Here is a 17549-nt window from a genome sequence, read left to right on the forward strand (position 1 = left end):
GGGTGCCGACCCACGGGCCTAGCCGCCGGCCTGGCCGTCCACCTTCGCTCCCGGCGGGTCGATCCAGCCCACATTGCCGTCCGCCCTGCGGTAAATGATGTTCACCCGGCCGGACGAGCCATGCTGGAACACCAGGCAGGGTGCCCCGCTGAGGTCGAGTTCCATGACCGCTTCGCTGACCGAGAGCCGCTTCAGAGACGTGGTTTGCTCCGCGATGATGACGGGGCTGTAGCCGGCGACTTCCTCCTCGCCCTCTCCGGGCGCTTCCAGCACATAGCTGGTGGCGTCGAGCGCGGCCATCGCCTCGGAGGCGGCATGGGCCTTGCGCGCGGAGCGGTCCTTGAGCCGGTTCTTGTAGCGCCGCAGCCGCTTCTCGATCATCAGCAGCGCCTGGTCGGCGCTGGCATAGGCATCCGGTGCGTTCGAATCGGCCTCCAGCGTGATTCCCGAATCGAGATGCAGCGCGCAATCGGTGCGAAAGCCGAAGCCGTCCTTGCTCAGCGTGATGTGGCCGGAATAATTGCCGTCGAAATATTTGCGCAGCACCTCGTCGGTGCGGTCGGCAACGCGGCCGCGCAGGGCCTCGCCGACGCTGATGCTCTTTCCCGAGATTCTGAGAGTCATGTGATGCCTCGCTTGGTTGGTGCCCAGCTTGGATCGGTCTCGATGGGGCATCGAGAGTAGCGCGATTTGGCGCCAGCGCAATCAGGCCGGTTCGGGATTGCGGGAGCGATCGGACAAGGCGGTAGAGAGGACGTTACCAAGAGCACTCTGCTTGTCGCGGCGGCGTTGCACCGAGGAGGGTATGCGCATGGCTTCGCGGTATTTCGCGACCGTGCGGCGGGCAATATCAATGCCCGAGGCGCGCAAGCGTTCCACGATGGTGTCGTCCGACAGGATCGCGGAGGGCTCCTCCGAATCGATCAGCTGCTTGATGTGGTGACGCACCGCTTCCGCCGAATGCGCCTCGCCGCCATCGGCCGAGGCGATCGAGGCCGTGAAGAAATATTTCAACTCGAACGTGCCGCGGTTGGTCGCCATGTATTTGTTGGCGGTGACGCGCGACACCGTGGATTCATGCATCTGGATGGCGTCGGCGACGGCCTTCAGATTGAGCGGCCGCAAATGCGCGACGCCGTGGGTGAAGAACCCGTCCTGCTGGCGCACGATCTCGGTCGCCACTTTCAGGATGGTGCGGGCGCGCTGGTCGAGCGCGCGCACGAGCCAGGTCGCGTTCTGCAGCGCGTCGGTGAAATAGGACTTGTCGCCGTCCTTGCCGATCTTCTTCGACAGCTCGGAATAATAGGTCTGGTTGACCAGCACGCGCGGCAAGGTGTCGCTGTTGAGCTCGACATGCCAACCGCCGTCGGGACCCGGACGAACATAGACATCGGGCACCATGGTCTGCAGGCGCGCCGAGCCGAACTTCATGCCCGGCTTGGGATTGAGGCGGCGGATCTCGCCGATCATGTCGGCGATGTCCTCATCGTCGACGCCGCAGATCTTGCGCAGTGCCGCGATGTCGCGCTTGGCGAGCAGATCGAGATGCTCGACCAGCGCCTGCATTGCGGGGTCGTAGCGGTCGAGCTCGCGCAGCTGGATCGCCAGACACTCGCTAAGAGAGCGCGCGCAGACGCCGGGCGGGTCGAATTTTTGCAGCACCGCGAGGACGTGTTCGACCTCGGCCTGCGATGCGCCAAGACGCTCGGCGGCCTGGCCGAGATCGGGCGGCAGATAGCCGGCCTCGTCGACGAGGTCGATCAGGTACTGGCCGATCATGCGCTGCGCGGGCGCGGTGAAGGCGACCGAGAGCTGCTCGGCGAGATGGTCCGACAACGTTGTCTCGGCCGCGACAAAAGCTTCGAGATTGTAGTCTTCGTCACCGGAGGCGCCGCCGCCCCATTCGGTATAGGTGGTCGGCGCGGCATCCTGGGCGTTGCGCGCCGCAGCCTCGGCCGGCTCCTCGGAGAAGACGTTGTCGAGGCCGGTGTCCAGGGTCTGCTCGATCTCGGCCCGGGTGCCGAGATCCTTGCTCATCCATTCTTCCTGGCCCGGCTCGAAGCCTTCCGCGCTGCCGCCGAAGCCGTCCTCGCCCTGAGCCTCGCCCTGACCACCCTCGGAATCGCCGTAACTGCCGGCCTCGGCCGGGGCTTCCGCGGGGCCCTCGTCACTGGCCCGCTCCAGCAGGGGGTTTCGCTCGAGCTCCTCTTCCACGAAGGTCGTGAGATCGAGATTGGACAATTGCAGCAGCTTGATCGCCTGCATCAGCTGCGGCGTCATGACCAGCGACTGCGATTGCCGGAACTCTAATCTCTGCGTAAGCGCCATGAAGCAAGAACCGTTCCCAAAAATGGTCCGATTTTTGCTTATCCTAGTCCGAGCCCGATGTACACGTCTTGACGAAACGCAAAAACGGGCTAGAGGCGGAATTCCTCGCCAAGGTAAAGGCGGCGCACGTCCGGATCAGCGACGATCTCATCCGGGGTTCCCTCCGTCAAGATTTCCCCGGCATAGACGATATAGGCACGGTCGGTGAGGCCGAGCGTCTCGCGGACATTGTGGTCGGTGATCAGCACGCCGATGCCGCGATTGGTGAGATGGCGGACGAGATCCTGGATGTCGCCCACCGCGATCGGATCGATGCCGGCGAAGGGCTCGTCGAGCAGCATGTAGTTCGGCCGTGTTGCCAGCGCGCGCGCGATCTCGACGCGGCGGCGCTCGCCGCCGGACAGCGCAATCGACGGTGATTTCCTGAGGCGCGTGATGTTGAACTCGTCGAGCAGCGAATCGAGCTGCTGCTCGCGCTTCTTGCGCGAGGGCTCGACCACTTCGAGCACGGCGCGGATGTTCTGCTCGACAGTGAGACCGCGGAAGATCGAGGCCTCCTGCGGCAGATAGCCGATGCCGAGCCGCGCGCGCTGATACATCGGGAGCTTGGTGACGTCGTGGCCGTCGAGCTCGATCGCGCCGCGATCGGCCTTGATCAGGCCGGTGATCATGTAGAACACGGTGGTCTTGCCGGCGCCGTTCGGGCCGAGCAGGCCGACGGCTTCACCGCGGCGCACATAGATGCTGACGCCGCGCACCACCTGGCGGCTGCCGAAGGCTTTTTCCACGCTATGCACAGCCAGGAAGCCGGGCCGCTTCAACAGCTGCGGCCCGCCGGCACCGTTGGACCTGGCGGCAGTCCGGACGGGATGGACCGCCTGCGGACGCGGCTCGGTCTGATAATCGGCCTGGTAGTCACCCTGGAATTGGTCGGGGGAGCGCGGCTGGTCGCGGGCAATCGGCGGCGCGTCCCTGATCGGACTGGGCACGAGGCCGCCGACGCTGTCACCGAGCGCGGTGATGTCCTGACGCGCAAATCCTGGCCGGCCGCGCTTGGCGGGGCGCCGACGGAACATGCTGAAGAGATCGACCATCCCCGCCTTCTAGCCTTTCGCGATCGTCTGGCGCGTCGTCTTGCGCGAAATCCGCGCGATCTGCCGCGCCAGCCTGACCGATTCGCTGACGCAGCATGGGTGAAGGGATGTCTCATGCCCAGTGAAACACGCCCGAAAAGCGGCGGACCCCGCTTCGAAAGCCCTGCGCGCTAGATACAGGCTCGCTCGCCAAGCTTCAACCTCGGATCGGGAGCACCCGATACAAGTTGTTGAATTCACTTTTGTTTAGTTGCGCCGGGCTGCGGCAGCGAAGGGGAGGTGCCCGGCTTCCCCGTGCCGCCGGGACCGCAATCGTCCTTGCCTCCCTGCGGCAGCAGGACCTGAACCCGGCCGGTATCGGATTCCACGCGGGACACGCCGGTCGTCATGTCGACCGTCAGCCGGTCACCACGCATCACGTTCTTGCACTGCGTCAGGACCACCTGGCCCGAGCCGCCGAGCATGGTGATGAGGTTGGTCTTGGTGTCGAACACCGCGGTGTCGCCCGTCACCACCTGGTCCTTCTGGGTGACCACGACATTGCCGCGCGCCTCGAGCCGCTTGATCGAGGAGCTGCCGCCCGGCCCCGGCTGCGCCGACTGCATGGGCGCCGATTTCGCGCCCTTCGCTGCAGGCTGCGGCGTGGCGGGCTTGTCGCCGCCGCCGGATTCATAGAACACCACCAGCGTCTTCGAGGTCATGGTGGTGTCGCCCTGCACGACCTTCACATTGCCGGCGAAGGTCGCCTCCTTCTTCTTGTCGCGCATCTCGAGCGAGGCGGCTTCGATCTGGATCGGCTGATCGCGGTTCTGCGAGAAGCCCTGCATCGCATTGGGCACGCCCTGCATCGTGCTCTGCGCAAGGGCCGCACCCGTGGCGAGCAGTGCGAGGCCGATTGCGAGCGCGGCCTTGCTGACAACGGCATCGCGCGGAAAACAGGTCATCATGAAAATCACTTCGAATTGGCAGACTTGTTCTGAGGCGCGCGCGTCTTCGTCGGCGCGGGCTCGGGTGGTGGAGGCTGAGTTGCGGCGGGCTCGTCCAGCTTGTCCAGATGCATCACCACGTTGCCTTCGAAGCGGATGACGTCACCGCCTTCGGTAATTCGCAGGCGATCCGCGCTCAGCGTGCCGTTGGTCAGCTTGACGTCGACGCGCTCGTCCGAGGAGACCGTGCCCTTGCCCATGTCGACGAAGGCCGAGTTCAGCCGCGCCTCATAGCCGGTCGAGGTGCGCAGCAAGATATCCTTGCGCAGATCGAGCTGCTGCTGCTTGTTGTCGAAGCGGCCGGTGCGGGCGTCGAGGAACAGGGTCGATTGATCCTCCATCAGCACCTTCGCGCGCAAATCCGACAGATCGACATGGTCGGGGTCGGTGATGTCCTGCGTCGCGGTCTTGGCCCAGAGCTCATAGGGCCGCTGGTCCGGCGTGTAACCGGCGAGGTGCGGCGATTCCATCGTGATCCTGGTGCCCGACACCACCAGATGTCCGGAGTCGAGCGGCAGCTTCGGCATCAGCATGCGGAACGGATTGAAGATCGAGACGCCGACGATGGCGGCCATGGACAGCAGCACCGCACCCGGCACGGCGATGCGCAGAATCCGCACCAGGCGGCTGTGGCGCGCCGCGCTGGCGAACTTCGCCGCGAGCGCGGCGTCGTAGGCGGGGTTCTGGGCCGAATTCACCTGGGTTCCTACTTGCCTGGCTCCTGACGAGAAGCTCGCCTTCTCCGGTCGAGCGGGCACCCCATTCTATCCGGCGCCGCCCGAATATGCAGCCGGCGACAGGCCGTTACGAAAGTGTCCGAAACGGGGCGGCAAGGCCAGGCCAATCGCCGCGCGGGGGCGTTCAGGAATGCGCGAAAATGTCCTCTTCCGCCCAGCCCTGGAGGTCGAGCAAAGCGCGGGTCGGCAGGAAGTCGAAACAGGCCTGCGCCAGCTGGCTGCGGCCTTCCCGCACCAGCATGGCATCGAGCCGCTCGCGCAAGGCATGCAGATGCAGCACGTCGGAGGCGGCGTAGGCGAGCTGCGGCTCGGTCAGGCTGTCGGAACCCCAGTCGCTGGACTGCTGCTGCTTGGAGAGGTCGATGTTGAGCACCTCGCGCACGAGATCCTTGAGGCCGTGGCGGTCGGTGTAGGTGCGGGTCAGGCGGGAGGCAATCTTGGTGCAATAAATCGGCCCGGTCATGACGCCGAAGGTCTGGTACAGCACCGCGACGTCGAACCGCGCGAAGTGGAAGATCTTCGTGACCGCCGGGTTGGCGAGCAGCGCCTTCAGGTTCGGCGCGTCGGTGTGGCCCTTGGGGATCTGCACCACGTCGGCGCTGCCGTCGCCCGGCGAGAGCTGCACCACGCAGAGCCGGTCGCGGTGCGGGTTCAGCCCCATGGTCTCGGTATCGATCGCCACCGCTCCGGTGTAGCGGGACAGGTCGGGCAGGTCGCCGCGGTGCAGGCGTACGGTCATGAAAACCTCGGGTCGAATCGGTGCGTCGATATCACAGCCAGTCGAATGGATCGCGATGTAACCAGTCGCAGCAGGTCACGCAAGCGGCGGCCGTGGCCTTGCGGGCCGGTCAGATCGCGGCGAGCATGATGCAGATCATCGCCGCGACCGCGATGCGGCTCGGACCGTCTCGGAAAGCATACAGGATCGGATCGTCCGGCATCTCGCGGCGATGCGCCATCATCAGGGCACGGCCGAACCAGTACAGCAGCAGCGGCGTGAGCAGCCACAGCATCCAGGGGCGGCTGTAGAGCGGCGTCACCGCCGAGGACGAGACGTAGAGCGCGAACACGGTCACCGCGTTCATGGCGCTCGCCGCCGCCATCGCGGCGATGACGTGCAGGTCGGTGATGCGATAGTCGCGGTTGGAGGGATCGGCGAGGCCCGCGCTCTCGCGCATGCTGAGCTCGCTGAAGCGCTTGATCAGGGCGAGCGAGGTGAACACGAACAGCGAGAAGATCAACAGCCATTCCGACAGCACCACGCCGACGCCGACCGCGCCGGCGACGATGCGAAGCGTGTAGAGGCCGGCGAGCGTGACGATGTCGACCAGCATCTTGCGCTTGAGCACGAGCGAGTAGGCGATCGTGGTGGCGAGGTAGAGGCCGAGCACGCCGAGGAACAGCGGCGAGATGCAGAGGCTGGCGGCGAGCGCGAACAACCACAACGCGGGAATGGCCGACAGCGCCGACGAGATCGGCAAATCGCCGGCCGCGAGCGCGCGGTGGCGCTTGGTCGGATGCTGCCGGTCGGCGGCGAGATCGAGCAGATCGTTCATCAGATAGGCGCCGGAGGCGCAGGCCGAGAAGGCCAGGAACGCGAGCAGCGCATAGCCCAGTGCCGAAAGGCTCATCTGATGCGCCGTGAGCGCGGGCACGAACACCAGCGTGTTCTTGGCGTATTGATGGACCCGCAGCGCCTTCACCCAGGTGGCGAGGCCGGCTCTGCGGGCCTCGCGATTTTCGATGCGCGCGCTGGAGGCACGATCGAACCGCACGTTGCCCACAGCGAGGTCGGCCGGCGTGACGACACCATCGAAGCCGAGATGCGCCGCGATCGCCGCGGCATGAGCGGCGAACCGATCCGCGACGAGATAGATCTTATCGCCGCGCGCCCGCGCCGCCAGCGCCCGGTTCATCACATCGGAATCGTAGGGCAGATGGGCGCAGTCGATCTCGGCCCGCGCCAGGACCTCCGTCAGCGCCGCCATCCCGGCCCGTCCGCCCGCGCCGAAGCGCGCCAGCATACGGCCGGGGTTGGAGAACAGCGCCTCCATCAGCAGCTCGGAACGCAACAGGGCGCCTTCGAGGTCGATGACGAGGGTCCGGGCCGCCGCCGGCTCGGACACGCCAGGATCGTACTGCGGGGCACGCTGCTCCATCGAAAATGCTCTGACTTGCCGCGACATGACCGGCATTCGGCCGGGGGAGCAGGAAATGGACGGCCAACCCTATGGGAACATTCGCTAAAGGCGGCTTAATTTGCCTGGGTAAGGTGGGTACGGTTTCCTCCCCAGGCGCTGTTGCCCGGAACCCACAATCCGGCGCGAGCTTCCTGTCCCGGCAGAACTTTTGCTCTGGTGCCGTGGACATCGTCCCGGCCCACCCTATCTGCCAGTTTCCCTCCCCGGGGCTCCCACTCTGAATCAGGTGCCATGACCGAACAGACGCCCGCTGCGCCGATCGACGACCAGCGCCCGCGGGGCTTCTCGCGCTACCAGGCGCTCCTCATCGCGCTGCTGGCGCTGACGCAGTTCACGATCATCCTCGATTTCATCATCATGTCGCCGCTCGGCGCCATCCTGATGCCGTCGCTCAACATCACGGCGGGGCAGTTCGGCGTCGCGGTGTCGGCCTATGCATTCAGCGCGGGGCTATCGGGCATCCTCGCCGCCGGATTTGCCGATCGTTTCGATCGCAAGCGCCTCTTGCTGTTCTTCTATGTCGGCTTCACGCTGGGCACCCTGCTGTGCGCGGTGGCGCCGAACTACCATGTGCTGCTGATCGGCCGGATCGTGACCGGATTGTTCGGCGGCGTGATCGGCTCTGTCGTGCTCGCCATCATCACCGACCTGTTTCCGCTGCAGATGCGCGGCCGCGTGATGGGAATCATCCAGACCGCGTTCGCCGCCAGCCAGGTGCTCGGCATTCCCGCCGGCCTGTTTCTTGCCAATCACTGGAGCTGGCATGTCTGCTTCGTCGCGATCGTCGTGCTGTCGATCGTGACGATCGCGATCATCGCCTTCGCCATGGCGCCGGTCGACGCACATCTGAAGCTGAAGCAGGACAGAAACCCGTTCCATCACCTGGTCGCGACGATCAGTGAGCCGCGCTACACGCTGGCCTTCGCCGTCACGACGCTGCTGGCGACCGGCGGCTACATGCTGATGCCGTTCTCCAGCGCCTACACCGTGCATAATCTCGGCATCGACATCACGCATCTGCCGACGATCTATCTCGTCTCCGGCCTGTTCAGCATCGTCACGGGACCGCTGGTCGGCCGCGCCAGCGACGCGTTCGGCAAATATCCGACCTTCGTGTTCGGCTGCGCCATGACCGTCCTCATGGTGCTGATCTACACCCATCTCGGCCACGTTTCGCTTGCGACCGCGATTCTGGTCAACGTGCTGATGTTCGTCGGCATCTTCTCGCGCATGATCCCGTCGCAGGCGCTGATGTCGGCGATTCCCGATGCGAGCCAGCGCGGCTCGTTCAGCGCGGTCAGCGCCTCGCTGCAACAGCTCTCCGGCGGCCTCGGCTCGGTGCTCGCCGGCGCGATCATCGCGCAAGGCGCGGACGGCGCGCTGCTCCATTTCGACTGGATCGGCTACGTCGTCGTGACCACGACGATCGTCACGCTGGTGATGATGTATTTCGTGCAGAAGGCGGTGGCGGAGCGGACGGGGAAGAAGGTGGTGTGAGGGGGTCTCGCAGCGGCGGAGATGCTACGTGCGGCTTATCCAGGAGCATACAAAGGAAAGGACTGGATTGCCACTGCCGGAAAAGCCTACATTTGGTGGGGTTTTTCCAGCCGTCCGGTAGGATCTTGTGTACCGGCGTCGTGTACCGTTTTCAAACAGGATCAGCCAACCGATGCGCTTGCTCGCGATCGTGGCGCTCGTCATAGCCGTTTAGTCGCCACCCATCATGAGCACAGCGCAGACTTTCCAGATTCCGGGACCTCACGGTCCGCTCGCCGGAACGATGCTCGCACCCGGATCGTCCAGCGCGCCGGTCGTTCTCATTGTCCCCGGCTCCGGCCCCACGGATCGCGACGGCAATGGTCCAGCGGGACTGATGGCAGCGACTTATCGGTTGCTGGCAGAGGGTCTGGCAGCTCGCGGCATTGCAAGCGTCCGCATCGACAAGCGAGGCCTATTTGGCAGCCGTGCCGCCGTCGCCGACCCCAATTCCGTGACGATCAAGGACTACGCCGCCGATGTCGGCGCGTGGGTGTCTGCGATCCGCGCGCGTACCGGAGCGTCGTGCGTTTGGGTGCTGGGACATAGCGAAGGCGGACTGGTTGCGCTCGTTGCCGCGCAGGACACGGCGGATCTCTGTGGATTGATTTTGGTTGCTACAGCCGGCCGTCCGCTCGGCGCCGTCCTCCGGGAACAACTGCGATCAAATCCAGCGAACGCGCCGTTATTGGATCAGGCTTTGTCAGCGATCGCTCGCCTCGAAGCCGGCCAGCGGGTGGACGCGTCCGGAATGCATCCCGCGCTGCTGCCGTTGTTTCGACCTGCGGTGCAGGACTTCCTCATCAATGAATTTTCCTTCGATCCTGCGAAGTTGATTGCGAGTTGCCGCCAACCCGTTCTCATCGTGCAGGGACGGCGGGATATCCAAGTCGGAATCGGCGACGCTGAACAGCTGCAGCGAGCCAATTCCGCTGCCCAGCTCGCGCTTCTACCCGACACCAATCATGTGCTGAAGACCGTCACTTCCGACGATCGGACCGCGAACGTCGCGACGTATTCTGACCCCGGCCTTCCCCTGGCTCCGGGGGTGGTCAATGCGATCGCCGGGTTCATCGCGGCCCGCGGCGACATCCGCTAAGTAAGGCCAGCGGCCTAGCTTCTCTGCAATTGAGCGATTTCAACCACTTGGGAGAGTGGTGCCCAGGAAAGGATTGTCTCTCACTCGTCTTAAGATTAGCAAAATCAGATACTTACAGCCACCAACGATTACCCCTTTGTACCAGAAGAATGTATCGATGTCGACCGGTTGAACAGACAGCCGCCGGGTGGGGGTGCGCCAGTCGAACACCCGCGTGCCTCGTCAAAGTTAGCGTCATAAAGCCGACCCCCAATCAGTAGCCAAAATGCCTGATGTAAGCAGCTTCATTGATAAACCACTCCGGAACGCCGTCGTTTTTGTGGTGGTTTGCTGCGCTCCTACGAACAGGAGGTTGACTGGTCTTTTGGGCAACTGGCCTACGGCTTGCGGCCGGCTCCTTTCCGAATACGCGTTGGAAAAAGTCTGCATCAAATGACTTCATCCGATCCTGCCTTGCTTTCATCAAACCAGCCTCCCTGATCTGCACTGGACGCGCTTCCTCACGCCCCAGCATGGTCAGTGCCGGACGTTGAGGTGTTGCAATGTCGTGATCCCAATGATTGTAATCTAAACATAAAAGGGAAACATTTAGATTCGGCGGGGAGAGAGCTTGGGTCGAGGGCCGGGACACGTCGCGCAGACTTTGAAGGCTATTTTCGACGAATCGCCCGGCGCGATACATTCGACCGAAATGCTTTGCCAGATCGTCTACGGCATTGAAGCCGTGGAAAAGAGGCATCGCGTCGCTGTACTAAGGGCGTTAAAGGGATTGGCCAGGACCTCAATGCCTCACCTTTGGCGTCGCGCCGCAATGCACCAGCGCGATGACGAGTGGTACGACGGGCGCACCTTTCCTGGGCGACGTCCACGTGGCACTGCGCCGGCAACAGATCCACGGCCGAGAAAGAGTTAGTGTGCGGCAGACAGGTGAGGGCCAGCAACGGTCCGTCCGGGAACAGCCCACGTTATCGCCATCAGAGTGAGCATCACCTCTCCATTACCCGCGGGCCCGTCCGGTTCGGCGCCCATCGACAGCGCATCCACCACCGCAGCATCGCACAGTTTGCAGGATTCCCAGTTTGCAGGTTTTCGAGCGCTATTATGCAGGATCATAGTTCGCTAGGCGATCTGCTATCGTCATTTATGCTACTGATTTTATTTATATTTTTGTCTCCTGCACTCCGGCAATGCGATAAGGGACTGGCTTAAGGCTCTCGCCACCATGCGCCCCAACTTCGCAGCATCTTGCGCGGGTCGGATGGGTATGACGCGCGCAATGCAGCGAGTTCGTGAGTGTACTTCGCGACGTCGAGTTGGTCGTGTTGATTGAATCGAGCGCGGAGCTTCGCTTCGATATCGCCGCGCCGTTCAAGCTCGCGAAGACGATCCAAATGTTCCACCAACTCCCAACCACTATCGATGGACTTCCAAACCTGATCCTGCAGTGCGCTTAGGAAGGGCATTAGGCCTTGATGTGCTCTGCGTTGCGCAGTCGGTGTTAAGGTCTTGGAAGATCCGCGCGCCCGAGCGCATTTCACGCCGGCGGCTACCGGCGCCTGCAAACGCCGCGGTATGTTGAGAAGGTCCGTCAACGGCGCAAAGTCTCCGCGTTCCGATTTGGCCAAGACCGACGGATCAAGGGAGCGGCTGAAGGCGCGGATTGACTGCCAATGAAACCTAGTTTGGCTCGTGGCATCCGTCCGGAAAGCGAAATGATAGCGTAGGACTTCCCGTCTTTGCTGACGGGCAACAAAGAATTTGCTCGCCCACCGCTGCGCTCTCTTTATGAACTGGTACGGCATTGCAATAGCAATTCGCGTGACGAGCCGACCATACTCATCGGTTTCGTGTCGGTATTCCCAATGAAACCGGTCAGGGTCTTGCTCAGTCCCTATCCACCATTCCGATATCCGCATTCCCAATTGATGCGTGAATTGAGACACCAAATCGGCTCCACTCTCGTGGTCTCCTTGCGCGGTACCATGGTGATGAACCGTCGTGCGTACGTTGAAAGTCTGGCCGTAGTGCTGCATCAGAAACGATGCTGCGCGCCAATGCGGTTCGATCTTGCTCCAAGGAAGATAACCGGCTTGGACCTCGGCACTACCAACACCAATTAGACGCTTTGACCCTTGCTTCTTCTGTTTGATACGGCGAATAGCCGTCGGTTTTCCCAATGCATCATTGGCCTTGGTGATCACCATCCTTAATTGAGGGTCCGTTATCGAATCTCGCGGCTCATATTTGTCAATCAGCCCCTGCCACAGGGAACCAAGATCCGCCTGCAACTCAACAGCACGCGATTCCAACAATGTTATGAGGCCAAGACGTGATGCTGCATCAGCGCCGTGCATCAGTAGGTCTCCACTTCGAATCTGCCTAATCTCGCTGAAGTAGCACTCAACGAGATAGCGGTGCAGCAGCGTCAACTTTCGCGTTGCATTCTCATCCCACGCTTGGATCACATCGATTTGCGCCTGCAGATCGCCACGACAAAGCGCGTCAAAGAATTCGTCGAGTTGGGACATGACATTGAGACCCAACATGCCCTTAACTGTCGATACGTCGACACGACCGTATGACGCACATTTCTGCAGAGCACCAACCATGGACCGGACATGGCCCTTGAGCTCCGCATGAAGAACGATCAGGCCGTCTCGCTCGTACGGGATCTCCTCGGCTGAACAGATCCTTGATAGATGTTGGACGGCAGCCTCAACGCCAATCAATTTTGTCTTGAATTCCGTCAGTCGTGAGAAAAGCGGCGGCGAGATGTGCTCTGGATTTGTCGTCAGTAAAATGAGCGACGATAAATGAGGCGTGTTTTCCGTGACGTTCAGCAACGCCTCGAACGCTTTTTTGGAGAGGCCTGCGACTTCATCGAGGACATGCACTCGTTTTCGCGAAAGGAGAGGCGCTGTTTTGATTTGATCCAGCACGTCTCTAATGTCCTCGATTCTCGACCTCTCCCCACAGGGAACATAGTGGAAGTCGTAGTTGCGCTCTTTGGAGTATGAGGCGCACGCCTCACAGGTTCCGCACCATTCTCCGTCTTTTGGCGAAAGACAAAGCAAGCTGCGCGCATAAATGAGGCCCAGCGAGGTCTTTCCAGTTCCATGCGGCCCGGAGAGGAGAATAATCGATTGTTTGTCTCGGAAGCTTTGAGACCGAAGTTCGTCGGCTACCTTTTCTTGGCCCACTACGTCCGCATACCGTTTTGGACGGTACTTCTCAGTAAGATCGATCATCTGTTATTCGCTTTTGACGGGCAGATTTTTTGGATTTTGCCAATATGATTCTGCTTTATAGGCTGCGAGCTTGAACTTTCCAGTGCAATGGACGTAGCTGGACTCTATATTCCGGCGGAGCCAATCATGCTAATTTCGAATGAACTTGGTCCGTCAGATGACGCGGACCTTTCCGACTCTCAACTGTCGATGATTTTCTGGGTCGATCGTGACCCCAACTCGAAATACGAGCCCTTCATCAAATTTGACGTCGATGCGCAGTCGTTTGGGCGACTACTCCACACTCTTGATCTCCCGCGCCGTCCCACCAACCAGCTCCATCTCCAAATCCGTCATGGTCGGTTGACCGCTCGCGTGACGGATGAAACCGGCACGCTATGGCTGGAAGGGTCGATCTCGCTGCTCGACGCTCTGACATCGGACGATCGCGAGTTCGCGATCGTGACCGACCGATCTTATTTGACAAAGCTGGGGAAATTGCTTTTGGGTCGTTGGTCCTTTCGACTTGACCGAGCATCCCAAGAACTTAGCTGGACAAACGAGGATTACCGGTCTCAATGCAAAGCCGTAGAAACGGCCTTGTTGCCGACATCACTTTTGACGAGGCGACACCGAATTTTTGGCAAGACTCTTAGTACTTGCTTACACGATGCGACCGTGCTGCGGCAGCGCCGTATTTCAGATGAGCGAACGTATCATGGCGCACGGATCTGGAATGGCTTTGCGATGGGCGGACACATCCAGGGCCTCTCGCAGATCGCCAGCAATGAGATCCCAAAAGAATTGGACATTGTGGTGCCTCATTCTCAACTGGCTAACGCCATTCACGTTCTGCGAGCTATGAACGGAGAGGCATGGGTCGACACCCAGAACGGCGCCGTCATGATTGAGAATGCCACCACTAGATTAAAGGGAGGATGGTCTGACTCCGACACAAATTTGCCAAGGGAGCTGGCTGGCGCCTTCGATCGGCATGATCCCGTCATCACCTTACACATCAGGTCTGACTTGCTTTGCTCGAAATTTACGCTGCTGGGCGCCTTCTCGAAAGAGCTTCAGACGGTTCGCTTCGATGTTGAGGCAGACAGCACCGAAGATGCACACGCAAAATTGTCGATCACAGCGGTGTTCGGCGCTCTTCCCTGGAACATCAAAATTTCTGCGCGGATGGAGCCAACCACGGCTGATTTTGCCGACGCACTGAAAAACCTGCGGTTTAGTGTCAGCGATCTCGATAAGGCCACGTCAGCTCTGCCCGCGTCTACCGAAGTCAAGCTGCAGTTCAGCGCACGCGCCTTGATGCTTTCGGCCGACCACTCCGGGATCATCAGAAGGACTCTGCTTGTCCCATCGTCGAGTTGAGCATAACGCCGGCTAGCGAGCGGCCGATTTCAGCTTTATTGGACAGGGTCATCACTGCTCCGTCAATGTGGAGCCTGTGTAGCGGCTCTGAACTTTGACCCCTATCGGCGCCCAACTGTGGTCCCAGATCGACGCTGATTTCCTTCGCAGCGGCAAGAGCTTCAAACGCCGTGGATGGGGTCAGGGTTGGAAGCCTCTTGGAGGCAAATGCTACGGCGGTTCACAGGCCTGAATCGAATACACTCGCTCAGACCTCGTCGCATCTGCCGCCTGGTTGCGGACGATGAACAAGATTGCGTCGGCGCCCCTCTTAGACGCTTCTTCAACTTCGAAACACCAGACAATCGGCCAAGTTAGGTTCCGCCTTATACAAAGTATTGCGTTAGTCTCGGATTGAGGTCGAACCGATGCGACCAGGCTACTAGAGCGTTAGCTGGTGGACGCCGTGTTCGGTCCGCAAAACGCTATAGGGGTATCCGCATTTTGTCGGCCACTGTCCTGTCAACGGCTACTGACCGCCCCCTATATTATCCTACTCCCTCTCTCCACCTGACGCGCTGACCATCCGCAGCTCACTCCAATCGGAGACTTATCTCACTCTGCGGCTGTCTTATCCACCAAACTACTCACCTCTATCCACTATCACTCATCGCTATCCTGCTCTCTCGGAGATAATCCCATGGCAACGGACACCCCTTATGAAACACTGCTCGCCATGAAGCGGCTGAAAGCTGAAGGTATCTGGTACAAAAAGCTTACGCCCTTCCACCTCAAAGTCGATCGCTACAATTTTTGGCCAAAGCGTGGGACAATTCATATCGACGGAGAAACATCGCCTGTTCCCCAGCGCGGCCTGGAAAAGTTTGTTAGGCTCATAAAGACGGATGCGGTTGTCATGGATCGCCTCCGCCACAACGCTGATGAGTTGCGCCCAAAAGCACACATCGATACAGATGTCGAAGCAGTTTCGATTAAGCTGTCTGAAGCTTGAGGCGAATTCGATCTTGCTAACTTGCTGTTATAAGCACTCAAATCGCCACAGCCGCCAAGTAACGACTTCGTAGCGCTCATCAAGCGCTACTCATGGTGACCAGTTCCGTAGCCGCGCATGCGGCGCTCCTGCCACCTTTCTTAGATTTCACGATTCGCTTTGAGTTCGGCGATTCTTGCTGCGTGTCGCAAGAACTCCTGTCTGCGCCTGAATCTCCCGCATAGTTTCGCAGGAGCCCTTCATGACCGCCATCACGTATACCAAGTTCACTTCTTTGCCGCGCGTACCACTCGTCCCGGACGAAATCGTCCGCCGTAACAACGTATTCTTCGAAATCGACACGCGCTTCCGCCGCGCCGCTCGCCTTCTTCAATGCCTGTGGCTGAGAGATCGCGAGATCCCCACCGGTCAGCACGTTCGCGGCGATGGCGACGACGCCGTCACCATGGAGCTTCATTCATACCTCAGCCGTGACGCTGCGCGTGCCGGGCGGAATTTCCTCTCGCCAGAAATCCATGCCCTCGTTCGTCGCGAGTTGCTGATGCGGGAGGAAGGCGCCGCCATCGACGAAGATCGACTGTTTGGCAACGCCCTCAGCTCCATGCCGCTGACCTTTAACCTGTTTGGGCCGATGGCCCTCGACCTCAAGCTTGCCACAGCCGCCCTGCGTCAGCTGCTGCCAGGCTTCGTTCATGAGGTGACAGGTTTCATCTTCGAGCACTCACCCGGCCGTCGCCAAGAACGTTTTCTCAATGACGGCACTGCCTTCGATCTCGCCATCCGCGTCATCACGCCTGAGCGTGAAGATGGGACTATCTTCGTCGAGACAAAATATTCCGAAGACATGAGCGGACCCGCGGCTAGGCTCCGGGATCGCTACGACGAAGTTTGCCGCTCCGTCGGTCTCTTCGTCGACCCGGACAGCCCGACGCTCCGTTCGTTGGCGCTGGAGCAGCTTTGGCGTGAGCATATGCTAGCCCAACTGACCGTCGACCAAGGCCTCACGCCCCGGGCCATGTTCATTGCCATCGGCCCTCGGCTCAATCGCAGGGTCATGGCCGCCTTTCGAGTCTACGAAAACGAACTGATCGATGCCGACGACCAAGACGCCAACCGTGTCGCATTCCAAGCTTTCACACTGGAACGCTTCATCGACGCCCTTGCCGAGTCCGGCGCCGATGGCCTCGCTCGCGATCTGTGGGGTCGCTACTGCGACTTCGAGCGTGTCTATCACCTCGCCTTGGGCGAATACCTCGAACAGCCCTCCGGCCAAGCCATCGCAGCGCCGCTTACCGCGCCTTCATCGAAAGACGTCGACGCCTCACCTCAAAAGGTCACGACGAGAGCGACGGACAAGCGCGCAACGAAAAGCAGGGCTCAAAAGGCCGCGGGAGGGTCCCAGTGAAGACGGGCTCCCTGCTGACAGTCTCCGACCGCGTCGAGCTTCTCGTGAACGCTCTTCATCCGGACACCGATCACTTGCCTGTGGTGAAGCTATTTACGCCAGATGGCGGCGCGACATGGCTTCTCACCGAATGCGATCCGGATGAACCGGATCTGCTGTTCGGTCTCTGCGATCTCGGCCTTGGCTGTCCCGAGCTCGGCTACGTCAGCCTTGCGGAAATCATGGAGGTCCGAGGTCGCCTCGGACTTCCGGTCGAGCGAGACCTTCATTTCGTCGCGGACAAGCCACTCTCAGCTTATGCCGACGAAGCGCGGGCCAAGGGACGGATCGTGACCTGAGCCGACGCACCATGCGGAGTGAAATGCAGGTCGGACTCACAAGAGCTACGGCTGTTGCCTTCGATGGCAGCAGCCGGGGAGCGGTACACCTCGGTACCTCTCCATTTGCAAACGACTTTCGTGCGAATCTTCCCAGAGCAGCGACGAGGGGTACCGGCACGTGAGGGACTTTGAAAACGTGACGTAGCCTGATGACTTGCAAGGTGCGAAAGCCAAAGAGCCCC

At 61.0% G+C, this 17549-nt stretch carries 15 protein-coding genes; 6 read left to right on the forward strand and 9 right to left on the reverse strand.

The features are described from left to right. Nucleotides 1-18: 18 nt before the first annotated feature. From hpf to N2604_RS01415, 7 genes are all read right to left on the reverse strand, one after another. Entirely contained in the window at nucleotides 19-624 is a 606-nt protein-coding gene (hpf, locus tag N2604_RS01385) for a ribosome hibernation-promoting factor, HPF/YfiA family (RefSeq protein WP_260373482.1), read from the reverse strand. An 81-nt stretch (nucleotides 625-705) separates the two neighbouring features. Beyond that, on the reverse strand, nucleotides 706-2328 hold the full coding sequence (gene rpoN / locus N2604_RS01390) for an RNA polymerase factor sigma-54 (RefSeq protein ID WP_260373483.1): 1623 nt from the start codon (nucleotides 2326-2328) through the stop codon (nucleotides 706-708). A gap of 89 nt (nucleotides 2329-2417) precedes the next feature. Continuing rightward, the gene (gene lptB / locus N2604_RS01395) at nucleotides 2418-3422 is read right to left on the reverse strand and encodes an LPS export ABC transporter ATP-binding protein (RefSeq protein ID WP_260373484.1); all 1005 of its coding nucleotides are present in this window, start codon (nucleotides 3420-3422) and stop codon (nucleotides 2418-2420) included. 236 nt (nucleotides 3423-3658) lie between these two features. Beyond that, on the reverse strand, nucleotides 3659-4369 hold the full coding sequence (locus tag N2604_RS01400; RefSeq protein ID WP_260373485.1) for an LptA/OstA family protein: 711 nt from the start codon (nucleotides 4367-4369) through the stop codon (nucleotides 3659-3661). 5 nt (nucleotides 4370-4374) lie between these two features. Beyond that, complete coding sequence (lptC, locus tag N2604_RS01405; RefSeq protein WP_260373486.1) at nucleotides 4375-5106, reverse strand: LPS export ABC transporter periplasmic protein LptC; 732 nt, start codon at nucleotides 5104-5106, stop codon at nucleotides 4375-4377. Between the two features lie 163 nt (nucleotides 5107-5269). Continuing rightward, nucleotides 5270-5884 carry a ribonuclease D gene (locus N2604_RS01410; protein WP_260373487.1) on the reverse strand — a complete coding sequence of 205 codons (615 nt, stop codon included), beginning with the start codon at nucleotides 5882-5884 and terminating at the stop codon, nucleotides 5270-5272. Nucleotides 5885-5993: 109 nt separating this feature from the next. Next, nucleotides 5994-7304: a UbiA family prenyltransferase gene (locus N2604_RS01415; RefSeq protein WP_260373488.1), complete on the reverse strand. Its 1311-nt coding sequence runs from the start codon at nucleotides 7302-7304 to the stop codon at nucleotides 5994-5996. A gap of 273 nt (nucleotides 7305-7577) precedes the next feature. Between N2604_RS01415 and N2604_RS01420 the strand changes: the two genes are divergently transcribed. Further along, complete coding sequence (locus tag N2604_RS01420) at nucleotides 7578-8843, forward strand: MFS transporter (protein ID WP_260373489.1); 1266 nt, start codon at nucleotides 7578-7580, stop codon at nucleotides 8841-8843. 226 nt (nucleotides 8844-9069) lie between these two features. Then, nucleotides 9070-9981, forward strand: a complete 912-nt coding sequence (locus tag N2604_RS01425) for an alpha/beta hydrolase (protein WP_260373490.1) — start codon at nucleotides 9070-9072, stop codon at nucleotides 9979-9981. Between the two features lie 253 nt (nucleotides 9982-10234). On the opposite strand, the gene N2604_RS01430 is transcribed toward N2604_RS01425, so the two are convergent. Then, nucleotides 10235-10720 carry a hypothetical protein gene (locus tag N2604_RS01430; RefSeq protein ID WP_225161455.1) on the reverse strand — a complete coding sequence of 162 codons (486 nt, stop codon included), beginning with the start codon at nucleotides 10718-10720 and terminating at the stop codon, nucleotides 10235-10237. Between the two features lie 466 nt (nucleotides 10721-11186). Continuing rightward, nucleotides 11187-13229 (reverse strand): AAA family ATPase, encoded by a 2043-nt coding sequence (locus tag N2604_RS01435; RefSeq protein WP_260373491.1) that lies wholly within the window; start codon nucleotides 13227-13229, stop codon nucleotides 11187-11189. Between the two features lie 126 nt (nucleotides 13230-13355). On the opposite strand from N2604_RS01435, the gene N2604_RS01440 reads away from it, so the two are divergent. From N2604_RS01440 to N2604_RS01455, 4 genes are all read left to right on the forward strand, one after another. After that, nucleotides 13356-14591, forward strand: a complete 1236-nt coding sequence (locus N2604_RS01440; RefSeq protein WP_225161457.1) for a hypothetical protein — start codon at nucleotides 13356-13358, stop codon at nucleotides 14589-14591. Nucleotides 14592-15270: 679 nt separating this feature from the next. Next, nucleotides 15271-15582: a hypothetical protein gene (locus tag N2604_RS01445; protein WP_225161458.1), complete on the forward strand. Its 312-nt coding sequence runs from the start codon at nucleotides 15271-15273 to the stop codon at nucleotides 15580-15582. Between the two features lie 241 nt (nucleotides 15583-15823). After that, nucleotides 15824-16987, forward strand: coding sequence for a PGN_0703 family putative restriction endonuclease (locus N2604_RS01450; RefSeq protein WP_225161459.1), 1164 nt, complete (start codon nucleotides 15824-15826; stop codon nucleotides 16985-16987). Continuing rightward, on the forward strand, nucleotides 16984-17325 hold the full coding sequence (locus tag N2604_RS01455; protein ID WP_225161460.1) for a DUF2958 domain-containing protein: 342 nt from the start codon (nucleotides 16984-16986) through the stop codon (nucleotides 17323-17325). The genes N2604_RS01450 and N2604_RS01455 overlap by 4 nt, the downstream gene beginning before the upstream one ends. The last annotated feature ends 224 nt before the right edge of the window (nucleotides 17326-17549 follow it).

Origin of the sequence: Bradyrhizobium sp. CB1015 (assembly GCF_025200925.1) — a bacterium.
GTDB lineage: Bacteria > Pseudomonadota > Alphaproteobacteria > Rhizobiales > Xanthobacteraceae > Bradyrhizobium.

What these genes read in the sequence shown, in the direction of transcription:
- hpf (WP_260373482.1), bottom strand. Translation starts at nt 624, where the DNA reads ATGACTCTCAGAATCTCGGGAAAGAGCATCAGCGTCGGCGAGGCCCTG.
- rpoN (WP_260373483.1), bottom strand. Translation starts at nt 2,328, where the DNA reads ATGGCGCTTACGCAGAGATTAGAGTTCCGGCAATCGCAGTCGCTGGTC.
- lptB (WP_260373484.1), bottom strand. Translation starts at nt 3,422, where the DNA reads ATGGTCGATCTCTTCAGCATGTTCCGTCGGCGCCCCGCCAAGCGCGGC.
- N2604_RS01400 (WP_260373485.1), bottom strand. Translation starts at nt 4,369, where the DNA reads ATGATGACCTGTTTTCCGCGCGATGCCGTTGTCAGCAAGGCCGCGCTC.
- N2604_RS01410 (WP_260373487.1), bottom strand. Translation starts at nt 5,884, where the DNA reads ATGACCGTACGCCTGCACCGCGGCGACCTGCCCGACCTGTCCCGCTAC.
- N2604_RS01415 (WP_260373488.1), bottom strand. Translation starts at nt 7,304, where the DNA reads ATGGAGCAGCGTGCCCCGCAGTACGATCCTGGCGTGTCCGAGCCGGCG.
- N2604_RS01420 (WP_260373489.1), top strand. Translation starts at nt 7,578, where the DNA reads ATGACCGAACAGACGCCCGCTGCGCCGATCGACGACCAGCGCCCGCGG.
- N2604_RS01425 (WP_260373490.1), top strand. Translation starts at nt 9,070, where the DNA reads ATGAGCACAGCGCAGACTTTCCAGATTCCGGGACCTCACGGTCCGCTC.
- N2604_RS01430 (WP_225161455.1), bottom strand. Translation starts at nt 10,720, where the DNA reads ATGCCTCTTTTCCACGGCTTCAATGCCGTAGACGATCTGGCAAAGCAT.
- N2604_RS01435 (WP_260373491.1), bottom strand. Translation starts at nt 13,229, where the DNA reads ATGATCGATCTTACTGAGAAGTACCGTCCAAAACGGTATGCGGACGTA.
- N2604_RS01440 (WP_225161457.1), top strand. Translation starts at nt 13,356, where the DNA reads ATGCTAATTTCGAATGAACTTGGTCCGTCAGATGACGCGGACCTTTCC.
- N2604_RS01445 (WP_225161458.1), top strand. Translation starts at nt 15,271, where the DNA reads ATGGCAACGGACACCCCTTATGAAACACTGCTCGCCATGAAGCGGCTG.
- N2604_RS01450 (WP_225161459.1), top strand. Translation starts at nt 15,824, where the DNA reads ATGACCGCCATCACGTATACCAAGTTCACTTCTTTGCCGCGCGTACCA.